The following is a 15,916-nucleotide window of genomic DNA, read 5'->3' as shown; positions in this document are numbered from 1 at the left end:
CTTTTCATCAAAAAAATAGGTGAGTCCGCGTGGGTCTCACCTATCATGACAGGTCAAATGGTACGATTGTTCGAAAATGATTTAGAAGGGCGTCCAATACTTTCGTATTGAACACCACCCGGATGGTCCATAAACGACCAACAGTTACGTCCATCGACGACACGTGGCTGACGCATCTGACGAATGAACTGCTCTGGTGTGATACGACGGAGTTCTTCCCACTCCGTCATGATGACGGCAACATCTGCGTCCTGTAACGCCTCTTCGACCGTTTGCTTTTGGTCGAGTAGCGTCCGCGCAACAGGGTCATATCCGGTTACGATGACACCGAATTGCTCAAGACGTGTCGCTAGTCGTAATGCCGGCGCATCACGTAAGTCATCCGTTCCTGGTTTAAAGGCGAGACCGAGTAGCGCCACGCGCATTCCTGTCCGCGGTTGGATTTTTTGTAACACATAGTCCAGTTGTGCTTCATTTGTCTTATCAGCTGCTTCGATGACGTGAAGTTGCTGATCATGCTGACGAGCGAGCGTCGTAAGTGCTGCGATGTCTTTCGGGAAACAGGAGCCGCCATATCCAGCTCCAGCTCGTAAGAACGAGGAGCCAATCCGCGGATCAAGACCGATGCCTTTTGCGACATCAGAGACATCAGCACCAACTGCATCTGCTAGTCGCGCGATTTCATTGATAAAACTGATTTTCACTGCTAAAAAACTATTCGCTGCATACTTCGTCAACTCTGCCGTCGTCGGATCGACTGCGACGAGAGGAGCGGTCGTCGCAAATAGTGTCGCAAGCTCGTTTGATAAGTCTTCAACATTCGTTCCAATGACGACACGGTGAGGATGTCGCATATCAGCGAGTGCTGTACCCTCTCGTAAAAATTCAGGCACCATTGCAAAGCGTAACGTTGGATACTGCATCGCCAGTTGCATCGTCGTACCAGGTGGCACTGTCGATTTAATGACGACAGCCGCACTTGGCGCGATTCGTTCAATATGGGCGACAACAGCTTCTACCGCCGATAAGTCGCAACTGCCGTCCGCTTTCTCTGGTGTTCCGACAGCGACAAGATATGTCTTTGCGACTGGATATTCCGTCGTGAACGTCATTCGTTGTTGATTCGCGATTAACGCTTCTTCGATTCCCTCTTCCTTAATCGGTGGGATTCCTCGTGTCAGTTGGGCCATCCGATCAGCGTTCAAGTCGACACATGTCACGTTATGTCCATTTTCAGCTAGTCCAATGGCCGTCACAAGACCGACATATCCTGTTCCAATCACTGTCAGTTGCATTCCATCACGTCCTTCGATAGTTTCTCTGTCTCCACTATACGGGAGAGCAGAAGATTTGTGCATCGAAAAAGCTTTCCGAATACGCTATACTGGATTACGGGAATGGGAGGAATGCTCGTGGCTATTATTATCTTTTGCCTCGTCTGTCTCATTGCGTATCGGATCCGCAAGCTTCCCGAAGCACTACGGACGATTTTACTCATCCTCGGTTTACTCAGTGGATGGTTCGCGCTCTTTGAGATGATCGGCTTCATCGAAGCCAATCCGTACCTGGTCGCAATCCCGATTGGACTGGGACTTGCCTACTGGTACTGGAAACGTAAAAAGAAACACGCAAACGACAAAACCCCTTCCGCCTCGTGAAGTGGGTTTTTCTTGTAGCGAAACGAAAAAAGCGATGTCTCCTATATCGGGGACATCACTTTTGTCTTTACGACTGGACTTTCCGTTCAATCGCTGCGATTTTTTCTTCAATCTCTAGTAACTTCAGTTCATGCTCGAGTTCAAGACGACGTTTTTTCCGTTTCAGGCGATCGAGTTCTTCTGCGAGTGACTCTGTCGACGCTTCCGGTTTCGATGGTGCCTGTTCCATCGATTGACGGAGTGGATCGAACAGGTTCGATTTTGCGAACTGCGCTGCTTCCGGTCCGAACATGTCTTGGATGAGTGGGAGAATCTTATTCATCGCCGTACCCGGAATTTGTGACTTCTGATCAACGAGACGTTTCAGTGCCAACTCATCGACGAGATACCCTTTTCCGTCCTGTTCGGCATGTAATTCACCTGTTCGAATCCAGCGACGGACCGTTTCTTCTGAGACGCGCAACAATTCACTAATCTGTTTTGTCGTTAACATCGTCATCCCTCTTTCCTTTTAGTAATACCATTACTATACACACATGTGTGCGTGTGTGTCAAAGAATACACACATCAAAAAAGAGACCTCCTTGTAGAAGGTCCCCCTGTAATGATTAAGCTCCACGACGAACGAGTAACCAAAGACCTACGACAGCAAGACCTGCTCCTGTTGCTGCGTATGGGAATGGCTTATCTTCGCCAGCTTGTGGTAATGTCTCCGTTGCTGTTGTCGTCGACTGTTTTGCCGCAGCATCGACTGCTTTGACTGGTGTTTTTGTTGACGTTGGTGTTGGTTTTGGCGTCGGCTTCGCGACCGGTTCTACTTTCGCAATTTCTGCGAGCAAGATCGTACCGAAGCTACCTTCTTCGATCGTCACACCCGCTTCCGGTGATTTCCGCTCAAAGTACTTCAACAACTCATCCACCATTTCTTGTTCTTCTGGCGTCAAGGCTTCTTCATCGTGCGCCATCAATTTCATCTTTTTTGCTTGCTGAGCGAATGACTCATAATCTTCATACATTTCTTCATCCATATCCATCATTAAGTCATCCATGTCAAGATGGTGCATCGCTTTGACCGTGTAGCCTTCTGCGACTTCCGTCTTGACTGTGTATGTTCCTGGATCGAGCTGGATCATCATTAGATCATCTTTCGAAATCTTCTCTTGATAGACGTCTTTTCCTGTGATGGCATCCGTCACCGTATATGTCGCAGGAACTGTTCCTTCGTCATAATCTGGCTTTTGATTGCCGTTCGCATCAAAGAAGTTGACGACAGCTAACCAATGCTCGAACATACCATCGAGCTCTTCGTCGCCGTAGAGACCAGCATCGATCACTTCCGTTTGTCCTGCGACGAGACGGACTTTCTTCGTTCCCATGTCTTCGTCGACATCGGAATCGATCGTCCGGTCGTCACCGACGTTTTGCTCGGAATAGAAGTAGTAACCCATATCATATCCGTCGACTTCCACTTCATACGTTCCTGGCTTCAAATTCTTGAAGCTGTATGTGCCGTTCTTCGTGTAGGCTTCATCGATGACATCTTCGTTCCGATTCATCAAAGAGACGAGGATATCATCGAGACGTGTTTCCTTCTCTTGACGGATCCCGTCCTCGTTCTCATCGAACCAGATCGTTCCTTCGATCGTTGCCGTCGTCGGTGTTTCGACTGGTGTCGGTGTCGCGTCATCACCTGTCTCTGGTTTTTCGGTCGTTGGTTCTTCCGATGTCGGCTCTTCTTTGACTGGATCTTCCTTCACAGGCTCTTCCGGTGTTGGTTCTTCCTTGACTGGTTCGTCAGTCGCTGGGTCTTCTGTGACTGGCTCATCCGTCTTTGGTGTCTCTGTCGTCGGTTCGTCTGTCGTCGGCTCATCTGGTGTAACGACTTTACCGAACTGGACGAGAACCGTTCGCTGGCCATCTGCTGAGACGACTTTGACGACAGGTGCCGTCTCCGCCGTGAACGTCACGACCGGTGTTTCTTCGATGTTGACGTCTTTTCCTGTCACGCCCTCTTCAAAGATAAGTGCTGTCTCCGACGTGATATCGACGATACCTGCGCCCTTAAACGTTAACGTATACGGACCCGTGCCCGTTCCTGTGACATCCCACTCGACTGTTTCCGCGTAGACCGGTAGCTTCAGACCAAACGCAACGACGAGTGCCATCAAAAGTAAGCTTAATTTTTTCATAAGGGTATGTATGCTCCTATCGTGTTTTAATATTACCTCCCTAAATAGTAAACAAATCCGCCAAAAATAACCAGAAAAAATCTTGAATTTATTCTATTTTTTTATATTAAAAAAGGGGCTGACTCATATGTCGTCCTCTACAAAGATAAAGGTGGCAGAATGATGATCCGCCACCCTTATCACGTAAAAAAAGAATGACGCGTCACACGCTACTCCTACAGGAAAAAGCGCATTATGCGCTGTCAGAGACAAATAAGACCCGCTTTCCTGCTTGAATGAAGCAGGAAAACGGGCTTGTGTCTCTCCTGAGGAAAGGGCGTGAAAAGACGCGTCATTCTTTTTTGAGTCGGTCTCTTTACACAAGCTGACTACATGCTTGCGCGCATTCTGTACATACTTTCGCACAAGCTTGGCAATGGTCATGATCGTGTTTGCTACATTCAGTCGCACATGCCTCACAGATTTCTTGGCATGCCTTCGCAAGGACCGCGACATTTGCGCTGTTTCGAGCGATCGCTTGTAGTAATAAGTTACAAATATCGGCACAATCGCGGTCGAGTCGAATACAATCTGACATATGTCCGACATGTTCCTCGTTCAAGCAGGCATCAAAACAATGATTACAGGCGAGAATACAATCCGTCAGTCGTTGCTGTATTGCGTGATCCATATTGATTCCTCCTTTGTATAGGTTTTGATTACCCTGATGACTTGAAACAAAACAAAAATAAGACAGCATTTGGAGCAAAATGCTCACCCTGCTGTCTTATTTAACGATCTCAAGCGGAATCTCGATCCCACGCCCTGCTCCTGCATCAATGATGAGGACCGGAAGACGCTGGTCATCGAAGACTTCTTTTTCAATCGTCGTATCGGACGTATAGGTCCGGATTTCCCCCATCTTCTTCGCTTGGAAGGAGACGAACGGAAACGGAATTGATTGATTGGCGACATCGAGGCGGATATCGACCTGTTGGTCATCGAGCCGAATGTCATTCGCTGTCCGGATGACGAGACGCATCCGATCATTTTCCGTCAGCGTGACCTGTGCGGAAATGTTCTCGGTCTGCCCAGCACGCTTGACGGGATCAACGATGACCGTCGGGGAAGCGGTCTTCGCTTGTTCCGCGCGCTGACAACCCGGAATGACAAGTAAGGAAATCGCGAGAGGGATCAGCCAGCGTTTCATGTTGGCTTCACTTCATAGCAAACGTCAGTTCAGCAACACAGGCGACTTCCCCATCGACTGTGGCTGTGGCACGACCTTTACCGATTGGTCCACGGACCTTCGTCAATTCGACTTCGAGGCGGAGCTGATCCCCGGGAACGACTTGACGTTTGAAGCGGCATCCTTCAATTCCTGCGAAGAAGGCGAGCTTCCCTTGGTTTTCTTCCATCTTCAGCACAGCGAAGGCACCGACTTGTGCGAGTGCTTCGACGATCAAGACGCCAGGCATGACATTGTATTCCGGAAAATGACCATTGAAGAATTCTTCGTTCGCCGTCACGTTCTTGATTCCAACGGCACGTTTGCCCTCTTCGACTTCTAAAATGCGGTCAACGAGTAAAAACGGATACCGGTGCGGAATGACTTCCTTGATTTGTTCGATTGTATACATATTCGACAGCTCCCATCACTGATTAAAATTAAGATTTCATCCAAAAATCGGTGATGCGGGTCCATGTGTCGAGCTTTAACACATCCATTGCCTCGCCACCACCAAACGTCGCATAACCCACCATTGCGCCGACGATCAGTGCTACGACGATGAGAACGAGAACGATCAGTACACGTACGACGATCGGAACTCGGCGTGTCGAGTACGCACGAAGACGTCGCTCGGATTTGTGCTCCGGATTGCCGGTTTCCTGGTTCGAAGGCTGTTGCTTCTTCTTCAGGCGTTCACGCGTTGGCTGATCCGTGCCTGTTTGGTTTTGTACCATCTTGATCACCTTTCATTGATTCAGTCTGAGAACAGTATAGCATATTAGTACCTGGTATTAAATAGTTCCAAATTCGCTACAAAACGTGTTCCGCAACTAGTGTAACACGACCAGACAGGCAATTTCTCTAAAAAATTTTAGTTTGTGTATATAAGGAAGCAGAAAAACAGTTTCCCACGATCTGCGGTTTTTGGCGATTTTTTTAAATCCAAAATGAACGGCTCGGCGTAAGCTTTCCAGAACGACGCAGCAACGGTCCACCGGATGGCATGAAACATCACTTCAACAGTCTATTCAAAAAAATAAAACTTCATGCAATCCAAATCGACCAGTGATGCGTAAGCTATTCAGAACAGGCAAAAACCTACCAAATAAACCAAAAAATGAGAGGAATGATTTCAGATGAAACACACGAAAAAATTCGCAGCATCAGCAATGGCAGCAGCACTCGTACTACCAGGAACGGCAGCATTCGCTTCCGGTGGCGGAGAAGACATGAAACAAGATGCACCGAAAAACGTCACGGTCAAAACGAAAGCCGCTGACCTTCGTGCCACACTCGATCAATTACTCTCTGAGCACTTCGTTCTTGCCGTCATGGACATGAAGAAACAATATGACGGTTCAAAAGATGCACAGTACTACGAAGCAGCACTCAAACAAAACGCACTCGACATGACTCCAGCAATCGCTTCTGTCTATGGTGACGAAGGCGCGAAACAATTCGAAAAAATCTTCGTTGCTCACAACAAATATACGACAGACCTCGTCAAAGCCGTAAAAGCGGATGACCAAGACGGTATCAACGCTTCGAAGAAAGAAACAGAAGAGTTCGTACAAGATCTCTCAAGCTTCCTCGATACAGCAACGGAAGGGAAACTCCCGAAAGCAGCAGCTGAAGAAGTTCTCCGTGCGCACGAGGCAGACGTCTACAAAACGTTCCAACAGTATGCAGCTGGTGACTACGAAGGATCGTACAACACGTTCCGCGAAGGATACAGCCGCATGTATGATATCTCAAAAGCACTCTCTGTCGCGATCACAACACAGATGCCTGAGAAATTCGACAACACGAAAGCTGACTCAAAAGCAGCCGATCTTCGTTCAACACTCAACAGCCTCGCCGCTGAACACGTTGCTCTTGCCAACCTCAGCATGACAGCTGGTGTGGATAAAGCAAAAGACTACGATGCGGCAAACTGGGCTGAAGACATGCACACAGCTGACTTCAAAGCAGCCATTAAATCAATCTACGGTCAAGCCGGTGCTGATCAATTCGAACAAGTTTGGACGAAAAACCACATCGAAGCACAAGCGAACCTCGTCACAGCAGCTGTCAATGACGATAAGAAATTGATGGGTGACGCGCAAGACATGCTCAAAATGTTCTCGAACGATTTCGGTGCATTCCTTGGTGCGGCTACAGAAGAAAACCTTCCAACAAAAGCAGCACAAGAAGCCGTATCCGGTCACGAGACGTACGTCCAAGACACATTTATGCAGTATGTGGAAGGCGACTACAAAGGTTCTGTCGACACATTCCGTGAGTCTTACGCTTACATGTACGGCGTAGGAGCTAACCTCGGTGATGCCATCGTCAAACAATCACCAGAGAAGTTCATGGATGGTACTCCAGGATCAATGCCGAACACAGGTAACGGTGGTATGAGCGATAGCAACAACACAGCTGCAACAACTGGTGCGATCGCAGTATTCGGTCTTGCACTCGGAGCAGTTGGTCTTGTCCTCGCACGCAAACGTCAAAACGCCTAAGAAATTGGGTATACTCAAAAACAGGATAGCGATCCGCTATCCTGTTTTTTTTACATAGAGGGAACCCCTTCTCTCGGAAAGGAGCTACGCGCACATGAAACGTTGGTTATTACCGGCGAGCATTCTTTTGATGGTCGCATCGGTCGGGACATTGCTGTTCCTCTTGTTCGGTCAATCAAAGCCGGACACGTCGAACATCACGCAAGGTGATGTTAAAACAGAATCCGCGGCCTCTTCCGAGACGAAGGGAGATCCGCTCAAGCCGTCAGAAATCTTTAAGAAGGAGTTCAAGGATCTCTCGACGACAGAGGTCGAGCTCCCAAAACAACTCTTCATTCCGAAACATGACATCAAGACGAAGGTCGAACAAGTCGGACTCGATCAAGATGGCGCGATGGCAACGCCTAAAAATGAACAACAAGCCGGTTGGTATAAGTTCGGTCCCCGTCCGGGTGATATCGGGAACGCCGTCATTGACGGGCATACCGATACGAAGACCGGTCCCGCCATCTTCTATAAACTGCATGAATTGAAAAAAGGCGATCCGGTCGAAGTGACGGATGCTTCCGGACGTAAGCTCGTCTTTCGTGTCAAAGAGCTCATCCAGTACGATCACTTAAAAGCACCACTCAAAAAAATCTTCGGTCCAGCCGATACGCGGAACTTGAACTTAATCACGTGTATCGGAACGTACGATCAGAATCAAGGAACGTATGATAACCGCCTCGTCGTTTTCACGGAATTAGACGAAAAGGCATCAGATCCCGTCAAGACACCACCAAAACCAGCGACGAACATCCGTGTCAGTGGTGGATTCATCAACTGGTACGCCTCAACAGATGAGGACGTCGACAAATACAACATCTACCAAGAGAAGGACGGAAAACGCAAAAAACTCGGTACAACGGAATCGATCGAGCGTAAAGCATTCCCGCTCCCTAAAGATGCAACAGGTCGTTTCGTCATCACGGCAGTCAGTAAAGCCGGAATCGAATCCGAAGACGCATTCAGCGCCGTCCAAAAATGATAGCAGAGCAGGAACCAACGGATGATCTGGTTCCTGCTTTACTTTTATCTACTACACTTCAAGTTCGTTCACTCGTTCAGAAGCATTGAAGAAGACATGCATCGCCTTGTTTTGATCTGGTTCTTTCCTCGTATGTCATTTTTATAGGAGGATCGCCGTAAAAAAAGACCTCCGAGCAGCTGCTCGGAGGTCTAGAATCCTGCTGTTCAATATCGGATGTGCTGTTTACTCCACCGGATCGATTCCGTGAATTGTCGAACGAGGTCTTCTGCCGGTGCCGTCAAATAATAGGCCAGTCCGTGCACTTTCTCAGACATCTGCTGGATGACGAGTCCGTCTTCAATCAGCTCCTGCAGCTGCTCGAGGATTTGCCCGTGCGACTGATCAATCCGTTGCTCGAGTTCCCCGATCGTCAACGCTCCATCACGCAAGAGATAAATGATACTCGACTTGAGACTGTTCTCGAAGTTGTGTTGAAATTTTTGCAACGCCAGTAGATCGGCTTGTTCTTCGGTATGACGTGAATCCATCTGATTCTGCCCCCTTCTCTTAGCTACCTCTTCAGTATGACGCACTTTTACATGAATTTCAAAACTCAATCGCGCTCCGTGATGATCGTATCGAACGTCTTTTCTTCCTCCGTGATGACCATCTTCTTCTGCGATCGGAGGTGATAGAGACGACGGATGTTTAGAATGACGACCTTCATGACAGCGTAGAACGGTACACCGAGCAAGACTCCGAAGAACCCGGCGATGTTCCCCGCGACAAGCAAGACGATGATGATTGTCAACGGGTGGACATCGAGTGTCTTCCCTTGTACAAGTGGTGACATGATGTGCGAATCGATCTGTTGCGCGACCGTCATGACGATGATCGCATAAATCGCAAGGATCGGATCCTGGATGAACCCAACGATCAATGCCGGAATGACACCGAGAACCGGACCGAGAAACGGAATGATGTTCGTCAGTGTCGCAAACAAGGCGAGTAACAACGCATAATCGATTCCGATGATGAGATATCCGATATAGGCGATGATCCCGACACCAATACTGACGATGACTTGCCCGCGGATGTAGCTCATGATCGTCACGTGGACGTCCCCGAGGATTTTTTGCGTTTCCTTATGGTACTCATACGGCATCAGCTTAACGAGATTACCTTTAAGCTTATCGCCGTCAAGTAACATATAGATCAACATGATCGGAATGATGATGATCGTCACGACCGCTGTCGTCAGGACGCTGACGAATCCACCGACACCCGTACCGATGTTCTTCAGGAACGTCGATGCGTATTCCGAGATATTCCCTGAGAACTTATTGAACAAGTTATCCGGTCCTGATAGGAAACGTGAAAAAGCTGCACTGTTTTCGAGTTGGTCTCGAACGTCAATCAATTGGCGCTGGAACTGTGTCGCAAGCGTCGGTATCGAATTGACGAACTGTGTGATCTGCTCCGACAACATCGGACCAAAGATGAAGCCGAGTGTCGTTAAAATACCGATTAAACCGACGAGCACGATTAAGACAGCAGGTCGCCGCTTCATCTTTTTCTCGAGCAACTCGACGATTGGCAACAGGACATAGTAGAGAATCCCAGCGATTGCAAGGGGTGGTACGACCATTTGAAGCAGAATTGCGATCGGTCGGAACAAGAACGTAACATGATCGCCAATCCAGACGATGATGAGCAATGTCATGACCCACCATGCGAATCGGTACCATTTGTTTTCGAACATTTTTTGCATCTGACCACTTCCCTACTTAAAATGATGAAGTTCAATATCTTCTATGGTTTTTCCTTAAAACATTGCTTCTTAATCCTTATTCTTAAAAAATGTATCATTTAATATCAATTAACAAATATATGATATATTTGTTTTAGTGGTTTTTGCAGATTCAAATTTGCCGAGACCTTTAAAACTACGTAAGATGAATATATTCGGCATTTAAGCAATCTTTTTCATACATGTAAAACAGAATACGGAGGATACCCCAGTGAAATGGATTAATCGTACCATCGGTCGTCAATTGATGTTCGCCTTCTATATGGTGTTCGTCGCGCTTAGCATCACGTCTGCGATCGTCTATTTCTATACGGAACAGAAGATCGATCAAGCCAATGCAACATTTGATGATTTACGTGAACGGCGGACGAATGCGAATGCACTCGCTAACGAATGGACCGTCGCGCAAAGTAACGTCAAATCTTACTTATTGACTGGTTCACAGGAAACACTTGATCAGGTGAAGACGAATCAGCAGGAAATCAATCGTCTGACGACGTGGTTCGAAAAGTATGCAATTTATGAGCAAGGGAAAGAATATGCGACAGCGACTCGTCGCATTTATAACGATTATTTCGGTACATCTCTTCCACTTCTCAACGAATACGTCGAAGGAAAAAAGGACGGGAAGATCAATGAAGACTTTGTGACTCCTGACACGCTCGCTGCTCTTTCCAACGGGAAAGACTTGTTCACCAAAAATGGAACGTTACGCGGGTCGGTCAGCTTATCAGAAGCAGACGTCGACATGACACGGATTGATACGTTGCTTTCAGATTATCTGACGTTGATCGAAAAGAAGGAAATGGACGCGAAAAACGATCTTTTAAGTGAGATGCGTGTCGCGCAGTTCATCTGGCTGTCGAATCTCGTCGTCTTGATTCTCGTCCTCTTATCTCTCGTTCGCCCATTCATCAGCCGCGTCACGAAACAGATCAATACGCTATCCCACGACAGTGCTCTACTTGCATCAGGGGAAGACATCCAAGCGATTCCGTTACCGAAACGTAAGGATGAACTGCATACGCTAACGGCATCGTTCAATCAGATGGCGGCTTCGATCGCGGACAATAAAGTCCATATGCTCGCGAAGAACGAAGAACTCCAAGCGCAACAGGAAGAACTCGTCGCGCAGCAAGAAGAATTGCAAGCGCAGCAGGAAGAACTCGAGGAAGCGCTCGATATCACACTTCGGAGTGAACAACACCTCAAGTATCGCAATGAACTGACTGAGACGCTTGCTTCTCGTGAGACGTTGACGGCTTATCCGGAAATCATCGAGAAACTCGTCTCGATCACGCATTCTGAAATCGGTGCCCTCTTGTTCCTCGATCAACAGGAAGTCCGCTCGACGATCGATTACGGAATGACAGAAGAGATGGTCGGTCGTCTCGCCTCTGACGATCAGTCGCTCCTGCACCGGGCACGTCTCTTGAAGCGTCCTGTGCACTCATCGAAACAGGTAGCGCACGAAAGCCCGCTTCCGTACCCGTACTATATGTATGAAGTCGCGGTTCCGGTCCTTGATCCGTCAAAAGAGCATATGATCGCCTGCATCTATCTCGTTCGTTATCGTGATGCCTTCACGACGGAGCAGATGAGCGACATCTTGTCGTTCTCGCATCAATTGTCGCTCTCTCTCCTACGGATGGGGATCTATGAGGAAATGATCCGCGAGAAGAACAAGACGACGCAACTGTTGAACTCGATTCGCGAAGCTGTCGTCTACATCGAACATGAGACGGATGAGTTGCTCGTCAACGAACCCCTCATGACGTTGTTTCCGGAAGTCCCGACAACGTTCGAAGACGAAGAACGTTCTGCCTTCGAGCAAGCGATGCAGGCACTCGCTGACATCATTGACGAACCGGCAGCATTCGAACGTTACATCGAACAGATCGTCGAACTCGATTTACCGAAAGACAGCTTGATCGTCTCGATCCGCAAGCATAGTACTTACATCCAGATCTACGCTGAGAAGATCGAGGTCGATGGCCTGTGGGTCGGTACGATGCTCGTTCTCCGCGACGTGACGAAAGAAACGGAAGCCGAGCGGATGAAGGAAGAGTTCGTCTCGACCGTCTCGCATGAGTTACGGACACCACTCTCTTCCATCTACGGCTTCACGGAGCTGATGCTCAACAAACGGTTCAAGGAGGAACGGCAACGGAAGTACCTCCAGACGATCCACTCCGAGACCGGTCGCCTGACGACACTCGTCAACGACTTCCTCGATGTCCAGCGTATGGAGTCGAGTGAACACCGTTATGAGATGACGACGTTTGATGTCGTTGAACTTGCCCAGGACTTGATTGAGTTTTATGATGTCTCCCATGAGACGCATATAATTGATTTCGAGGCTCGTGGACCAATCATGATCGACGGGGATGCGGAAAAGATGAAACAGTTGCTGAACAACCTGCTCAGCAACGCAGTCAAGTATTCGCCAAACGGTGGTACAGTCTTGATACGGATTACAAATGAACTTGGTTTCGCTCAAATCCGTATCCAAGATGAAGGCATCGGGATTCCGCAAGACGCCCTTCCGAAATTGTTCGATAAGTTCTATCGTGTCGATAACTCCGAGACACGCAAAATTGGCGGAACCGGTCTTGGTCTGTCGATTTGTAAGGAGATCGTCAAGCACCACAACGGAACGATTGATGTCGAATCCGTCGTCGGTGTCGGATCGACCTTTACGATTCGTTTCCCCATCGCCGTTATTTCGACCATCCTCACCTATGAAGATTAATCACACGACCGTTCACATCATGTGGACGGTCTGTTTTGTCGTTAGATTCGGCGAAGCGCGGGGTATAGTCAAAAGCGCATTATTTTAAGGAGGAATCGACATGAAACTCGGATGGATCGGTTTAGGACATATGGGTGTACCGATGGCAAAACGGCTACTCGACGGCGGTCATGATCTGATCGTCTATAACCGGACGTATGAAAAGACTGCTCCGTTGACAGAATTAGGAGCAACAGCTGTCAAAGAAGTACAGGACGTAGTACGTCAGAGCGACATTCTCTTCGTCATGTTAGCGGACGGACCTGCCGTCGCATCCGTTCTCGAAAGTATCCAAGAGAACCTCACCGGTAAGACGATCGTTAACTTAAGTACAATCTCACCAGAAGAAACGAAGGAGATGGCTCGTCTCGTCGAAAAGAATGGCGGAACGTATCTGGAATCGCCTGTCTCAGGCTCCGTTCCGGTCGCAGAAAACGGTCAGCTCGTCCTGCTTGCCGGTGGTGACGCGAACGTCGTCGCGACTTGTCAGCCGTATTTTGATCTACTTGGCAAGGAAACGATTCATTTTGGACCACATGGCTCAGGCAGTGCGGCGAAGCTCGCCATCAATTTATTGCTCGCAGTCGTCGGTCAAGGGGTCGCGGAAACATTACTACTTGGAGAAGGTGCCGGGCTCGAGAAAGAGAAGCTGATCCAGATGATCAGTGCTTCCGGGATGAACACTCCCCTCTTCAGCGGTAAACGTGACATGTACCGGAAGAACGACTTCCCGTCTGCTTTCCCGCTCCGTCTGATGGCAAAGGATCTCGGACTGATCATGGCAGAAGCGAGACGACAACAGCTTGAGCTGCCCCTTGCGCAAGCAACAGACGCTAGCTACACTGATGCGAAACCCGCTTACGGCGACGCGGACATGGCCGCGATCTATCTCGCGTTACAGGAAAAATAATGAAAAGGGTGATACCTCTCTTGTGAGAAGCATCACCCTTTTGTGATGTTTTATTTCAGTGACGTGACGATCCCCATCATCTGATCACTCGTCATCAACGCTTTCGAGTTAAACTGATACGCTCGCTGGAGCTGCGTCAAGTTCGTCATCTCAAGCGCCATATCGACGTTCGAGGTCTCAAGCCGACCGACCGTCAACGGATTCCCCGTCGCATTCTGGTATTGTCCGGTTGCTGTGAACAAGCCACTCCCGACTTCCGTCAGCTCTCCGTAGTTCGGGATGTTCGTGACACCCACTCGAGCGAGGACTCGACGATCCCCGTTTAGGATGCCGGTGATGTTGCCGTCCTTGTTCAGTTCAATCTCGGTCGCGTTCGCCGGTAAGACGATTGGATCATTCGCCTGGTTGATGACGGAGCGCCCGGCATCGTCCGTCAACAGGACTTGTCCGTTCGCTTGCGGCGACAACTGGAAGTTTCCGTCCCGCGTAAACTTCGTCACGCCATCCGTATCGATGACACCGAAGAAATGGTGCGGGTTTCCGAGTGCCGCATCGAGTTTTCGATCCGTCGTCCGGAATGTTCCGACGCCAAAACGTGTCGCTTCGTTCGCGACATAACCACCGACGCCGAGTCGAAGACCCTCTGGCGTCGTCAAGGGACCTGGCGTGAAGCCTGTCGCTTGGTTATTAATGTTACGGACGAGTAGTTCATTGAACTGAGCATCCCGCCGTTTATAGCCGTTCGTATCCACATTGGCAAGGTTTTGCCCGGTCGTATCAAGCTGTTTTTGCAGTTGTCCCATCGTACTTGCGGATGTATAGATTGATTGCATCGTATCCTCCTATTTAGCGAACGCGTCCGATTTCGGAAACAGCTTTTTCTGCTGTCCGGTCGTACGCTTGAATGACTTTTTGATTGGCTTCGAACTGACGCAGACCAGCATTCATCTCCGCCATCGTCTGTTCGATCTCGACATTTCCGAGTTCGAGTACACCTTGATCGACTCGGACGTTTCCGGCATTCAATGGATTGGCTGACCGGAATAGACCATTTCCGGTCCGTTCGAGCGTCTCCGGTTGATCCGTTACGACGAGACCAAGGTTTCCGATCGCTTGACCATTTCCATCCGTGACGGTTCCGTCCGCGTCGACTTTGAAGTCCTCATTGACGACATCGAGTGGTTGCCCATTCGTATCAAGAACGAGATCATTTTCTGTCGTCCGGAGTAGGCCGTCTTGTCCGACGGCAAACTGTCCGTTCGTCGTGTAAAGCGTCTCTTCCTCTCCTGTCAACGGATCCCGGTGACGAATCGTGAAAAGCGGCGCTCCTTCAAGTGAACTGATTTGCAGATCGGTCGCATTGCCTGTCTCCGTGATCGAACCTTGCGTGAAGTTCGGGGTCGCTGCCTGCATGAAGACACCGGTCGCGAGTTTCCCGACCGTCGCGACTCCCCGCACCCCGGTCCGTTCATTGTTTGCTGTCTGCTGGATCAGCATCTCCGGAAACGTCCGGAGTGACGCTTGATCAGCGCGGAAGCCCGGCGTCCGCGCATTCGCCAAGTTGTTACTGAGCATTTCCTGTTGACGTTGTAATGCCTGCATCGCATTCGACGCCGTATACATTCCTCGTAGCATGCATTCATCTCCTCATTGACTTCATGTTCAATTCTTTCCTTTCAGTATATCGGTCGACCGAAGAGGAATTATGAGCTTTTTTGAACAAAACGGTAATATCCATTAGAGATGCATCGAAAGACCTACCTCAATTCCATAATCCGCTTTTCCATAGCTTGTATATTAAAAATTGACAAATATTGTTATACTTTAGATAC

At 48.9% G+C, this 15,916-nt stretch carries 16 protein-coding genes; 5 read left to right on the top strand and 11 right to left on the bottom strand.

Annotated elements, in window-relative coordinates:
• Positions 1–53: 53 nt before the first annotated feature.
• Positions 54–1,295: a UDP-glucose dehydrogenase family protein gene (locus tag B3M90_RS10900; protein WP_290784072.1), complete on the bottom strand. Its 1,242-nt coding sequence runs from the start codon at positions 1,293–1,295 to the stop codon at positions 54–56.
• Positions 1,296–1,406: 111 nt separating this feature from the next.
• Between B3M90_RS10900 and B3M90_RS10895 the strand changes: the two genes are divergently transcribed.
• A complete protein-coding gene (locus tag B3M90_RS10895) occupies positions 1,407–1,658 on the top strand; it encodes a hypothetical protein (RefSeq protein ID WP_251137776.1) in 252 nt (83 codons plus the stop codon).
• Between the two features lie 67 nt (positions 1,659–1,725).
• Here B3M90_RS10895 and B3M90_RS10890 read toward each other — a convergent pair whose 3' ends face one another.
• The 6 genes from B3M90_RS10890 to B3M90_RS10865 form a co-directional block, all read right to left on the bottom strand.
• Positions 1,726–2,151 carry a helix-turn-helix domain-containing protein gene (locus B3M90_RS10890; RefSeq protein ID WP_214852147.1) on the bottom strand — a complete coding sequence of 142 codons (426 nt, stop codon included), beginning with the start codon at positions 2,149–2,151 and terminating at the stop codon, positions 1,726–1,728.
• Positions 2,152–2,266: 115 nt separating this feature from the next.
• On the bottom strand, positions 2,267–3,847 hold the full coding sequence (locus B3M90_RS10885; RefSeq protein WP_290784069.1) for an SdrD B-like domain-containing protein: 1,581 nt from the start codon (positions 3,845–3,847) through the stop codon (positions 2,267–2,269).
• A gap of 355 nt (positions 3,848–4,202) precedes the next feature.
• Positions 4,203–4,517, bottom strand: coding sequence for a four-helix bundle copper-binding protein (locus tag B3M90_RS10880; protein ID WP_290784067.1), 315 nt, complete (start codon positions 4,515–4,517; stop codon positions 4,203–4,205).
• Positions 4,518–4,613: 96 nt separating this feature from the next.
• Positions 4,614–5,036 carry a hypothetical protein gene (locus tag B3M90_RS10875; RefSeq protein WP_035410579.1) on the bottom strand — a complete coding sequence of 141 codons (423 nt, stop codon included), beginning with the start codon at positions 5,034–5,036 and terminating at the stop codon, positions 4,614–4,616.
• Positions 5,037–5,043: 7 nt separating this feature from the next.
• Positions 5,044–5,466, bottom strand: a complete 423-nt coding sequence (gene fabZ / locus B3M90_RS10870) for a 3-hydroxyacyl-ACP dehydratase FabZ (protein WP_029342716.1) — start codon at positions 5,464–5,466, stop codon at positions 5,044–5,046.
• A gap of 28 nt (positions 5,467–5,494) precedes the next feature.
• A complete protein-coding gene (locus tag B3M90_RS10865; protein ID WP_214852135.1) occupies positions 5,495–5,791 on the bottom strand; it encodes a DNA-directed RNA polymerase subunit beta in 297 nt (98 codons plus the stop codon).
• A gap of 402 nt (positions 5,792–6,193) precedes the next feature.
• Between B3M90_RS10865 and B3M90_RS10860 the strand changes: the two genes are divergently transcribed.
• Positions 6,194–7,564 carry a copper amine oxidase gene (locus B3M90_RS10860; protein WP_290784065.1) on the top strand — a complete coding sequence of 457 codons (1,371 nt, stop codon included), beginning with the start codon at positions 6,194–6,196 and terminating at the stop codon, positions 7,562–7,564.
• 94 nt (positions 7,565–7,658) lie between these two features.
• Positions 7,659–8,591 carry a class F sortase gene (locus B3M90_RS10855; RefSeq protein ID WP_290784063.1) on the top strand — a complete coding sequence of 311 codons (933 nt, stop codon included), beginning with the start codon at positions 7,659–7,661 and terminating at the stop codon, positions 8,589–8,591.
• Positions 8,592–8,797: 206 nt separating this feature from the next.
• Here the strand turns inward: B3M90_RS10855 and B3M90_RS10850 are convergent, their stop codons facing one another.
• Positions 8,798–9,121 (bottom strand): winged helix-turn-helix transcriptional regulator, encoded by a 324-nt coding sequence (locus tag B3M90_RS10850; protein WP_035410591.1) that lies wholly within the window; start codon positions 9,119–9,121, stop codon positions 8,798–8,800.
• A 65-nt stretch (positions 9,122–9,186) separates the two neighbouring features.
• A complete protein-coding gene (locus tag B3M90_RS10845) occupies positions 9,187–10,344 on the bottom strand; it encodes an AI-2E family transporter (RefSeq protein ID WP_290756442.1) in 1,158 nt (385 codons plus the stop codon).
• A 250-nt stretch (positions 10,345–10,594) separates the two neighbouring features.
• Here B3M90_RS10845 and B3M90_RS10840 point away from each other — a divergent pair, with 250 nt between their 5' ends.
• A complete protein-coding gene (locus B3M90_RS10840; RefSeq protein WP_290784061.1) occupies positions 10,595–13,135 on the top strand; it encodes an ATP-binding protein in 2,541 nt (846 codons plus the stop codon).
• Positions 13,136–13,235: 100 nt separating this feature from the next.
• Positions 13,236–14,084, top strand: a complete 849-nt coding sequence (locus B3M90_RS10835; RefSeq protein WP_290784059.1) for an NAD(P)-dependent oxidoreductase — start codon at positions 13,236–13,238, stop codon at positions 14,082–14,084.
• A gap of 50 nt (positions 14,085–14,134) precedes the next feature.
• Here the strand turns inward: B3M90_RS10835 and B3M90_RS10830 are convergent, their stop codons facing one another.
• A complete protein-coding gene (locus B3M90_RS10830) occupies positions 14,135–14,917 on the bottom strand; it encodes a flagellar hook-basal body protein (RefSeq protein ID WP_290784057.1) in 783 nt (260 codons plus the stop codon).
• A gap of 13 nt (positions 14,918–14,930) precedes the next feature.
• A complete protein-coding gene (locus B3M90_RS10825; protein ID WP_290756429.1) occupies positions 14,931–15,719 on the bottom strand; it encodes a flagellar hook-basal body protein in 789 nt (262 codons plus the stop codon).
• Positions 15,720–15,916 lie beyond the last annotated feature (197 nt).

The sequence above is a fragment of the Exiguobacterium sp. UBA6309 genome (genome assembly GCF_002439205.1).
Classification (GTDB): Bacteria; Bacillota; Bacilli; order Exiguobacteriales; family Exiguobacteriaceae; genus Exiguobacterium_A.
Note: the sequence above shows the minus strand (reverse complement) of the source record. Positions and strands in the feature narration are given on the sequence as shown.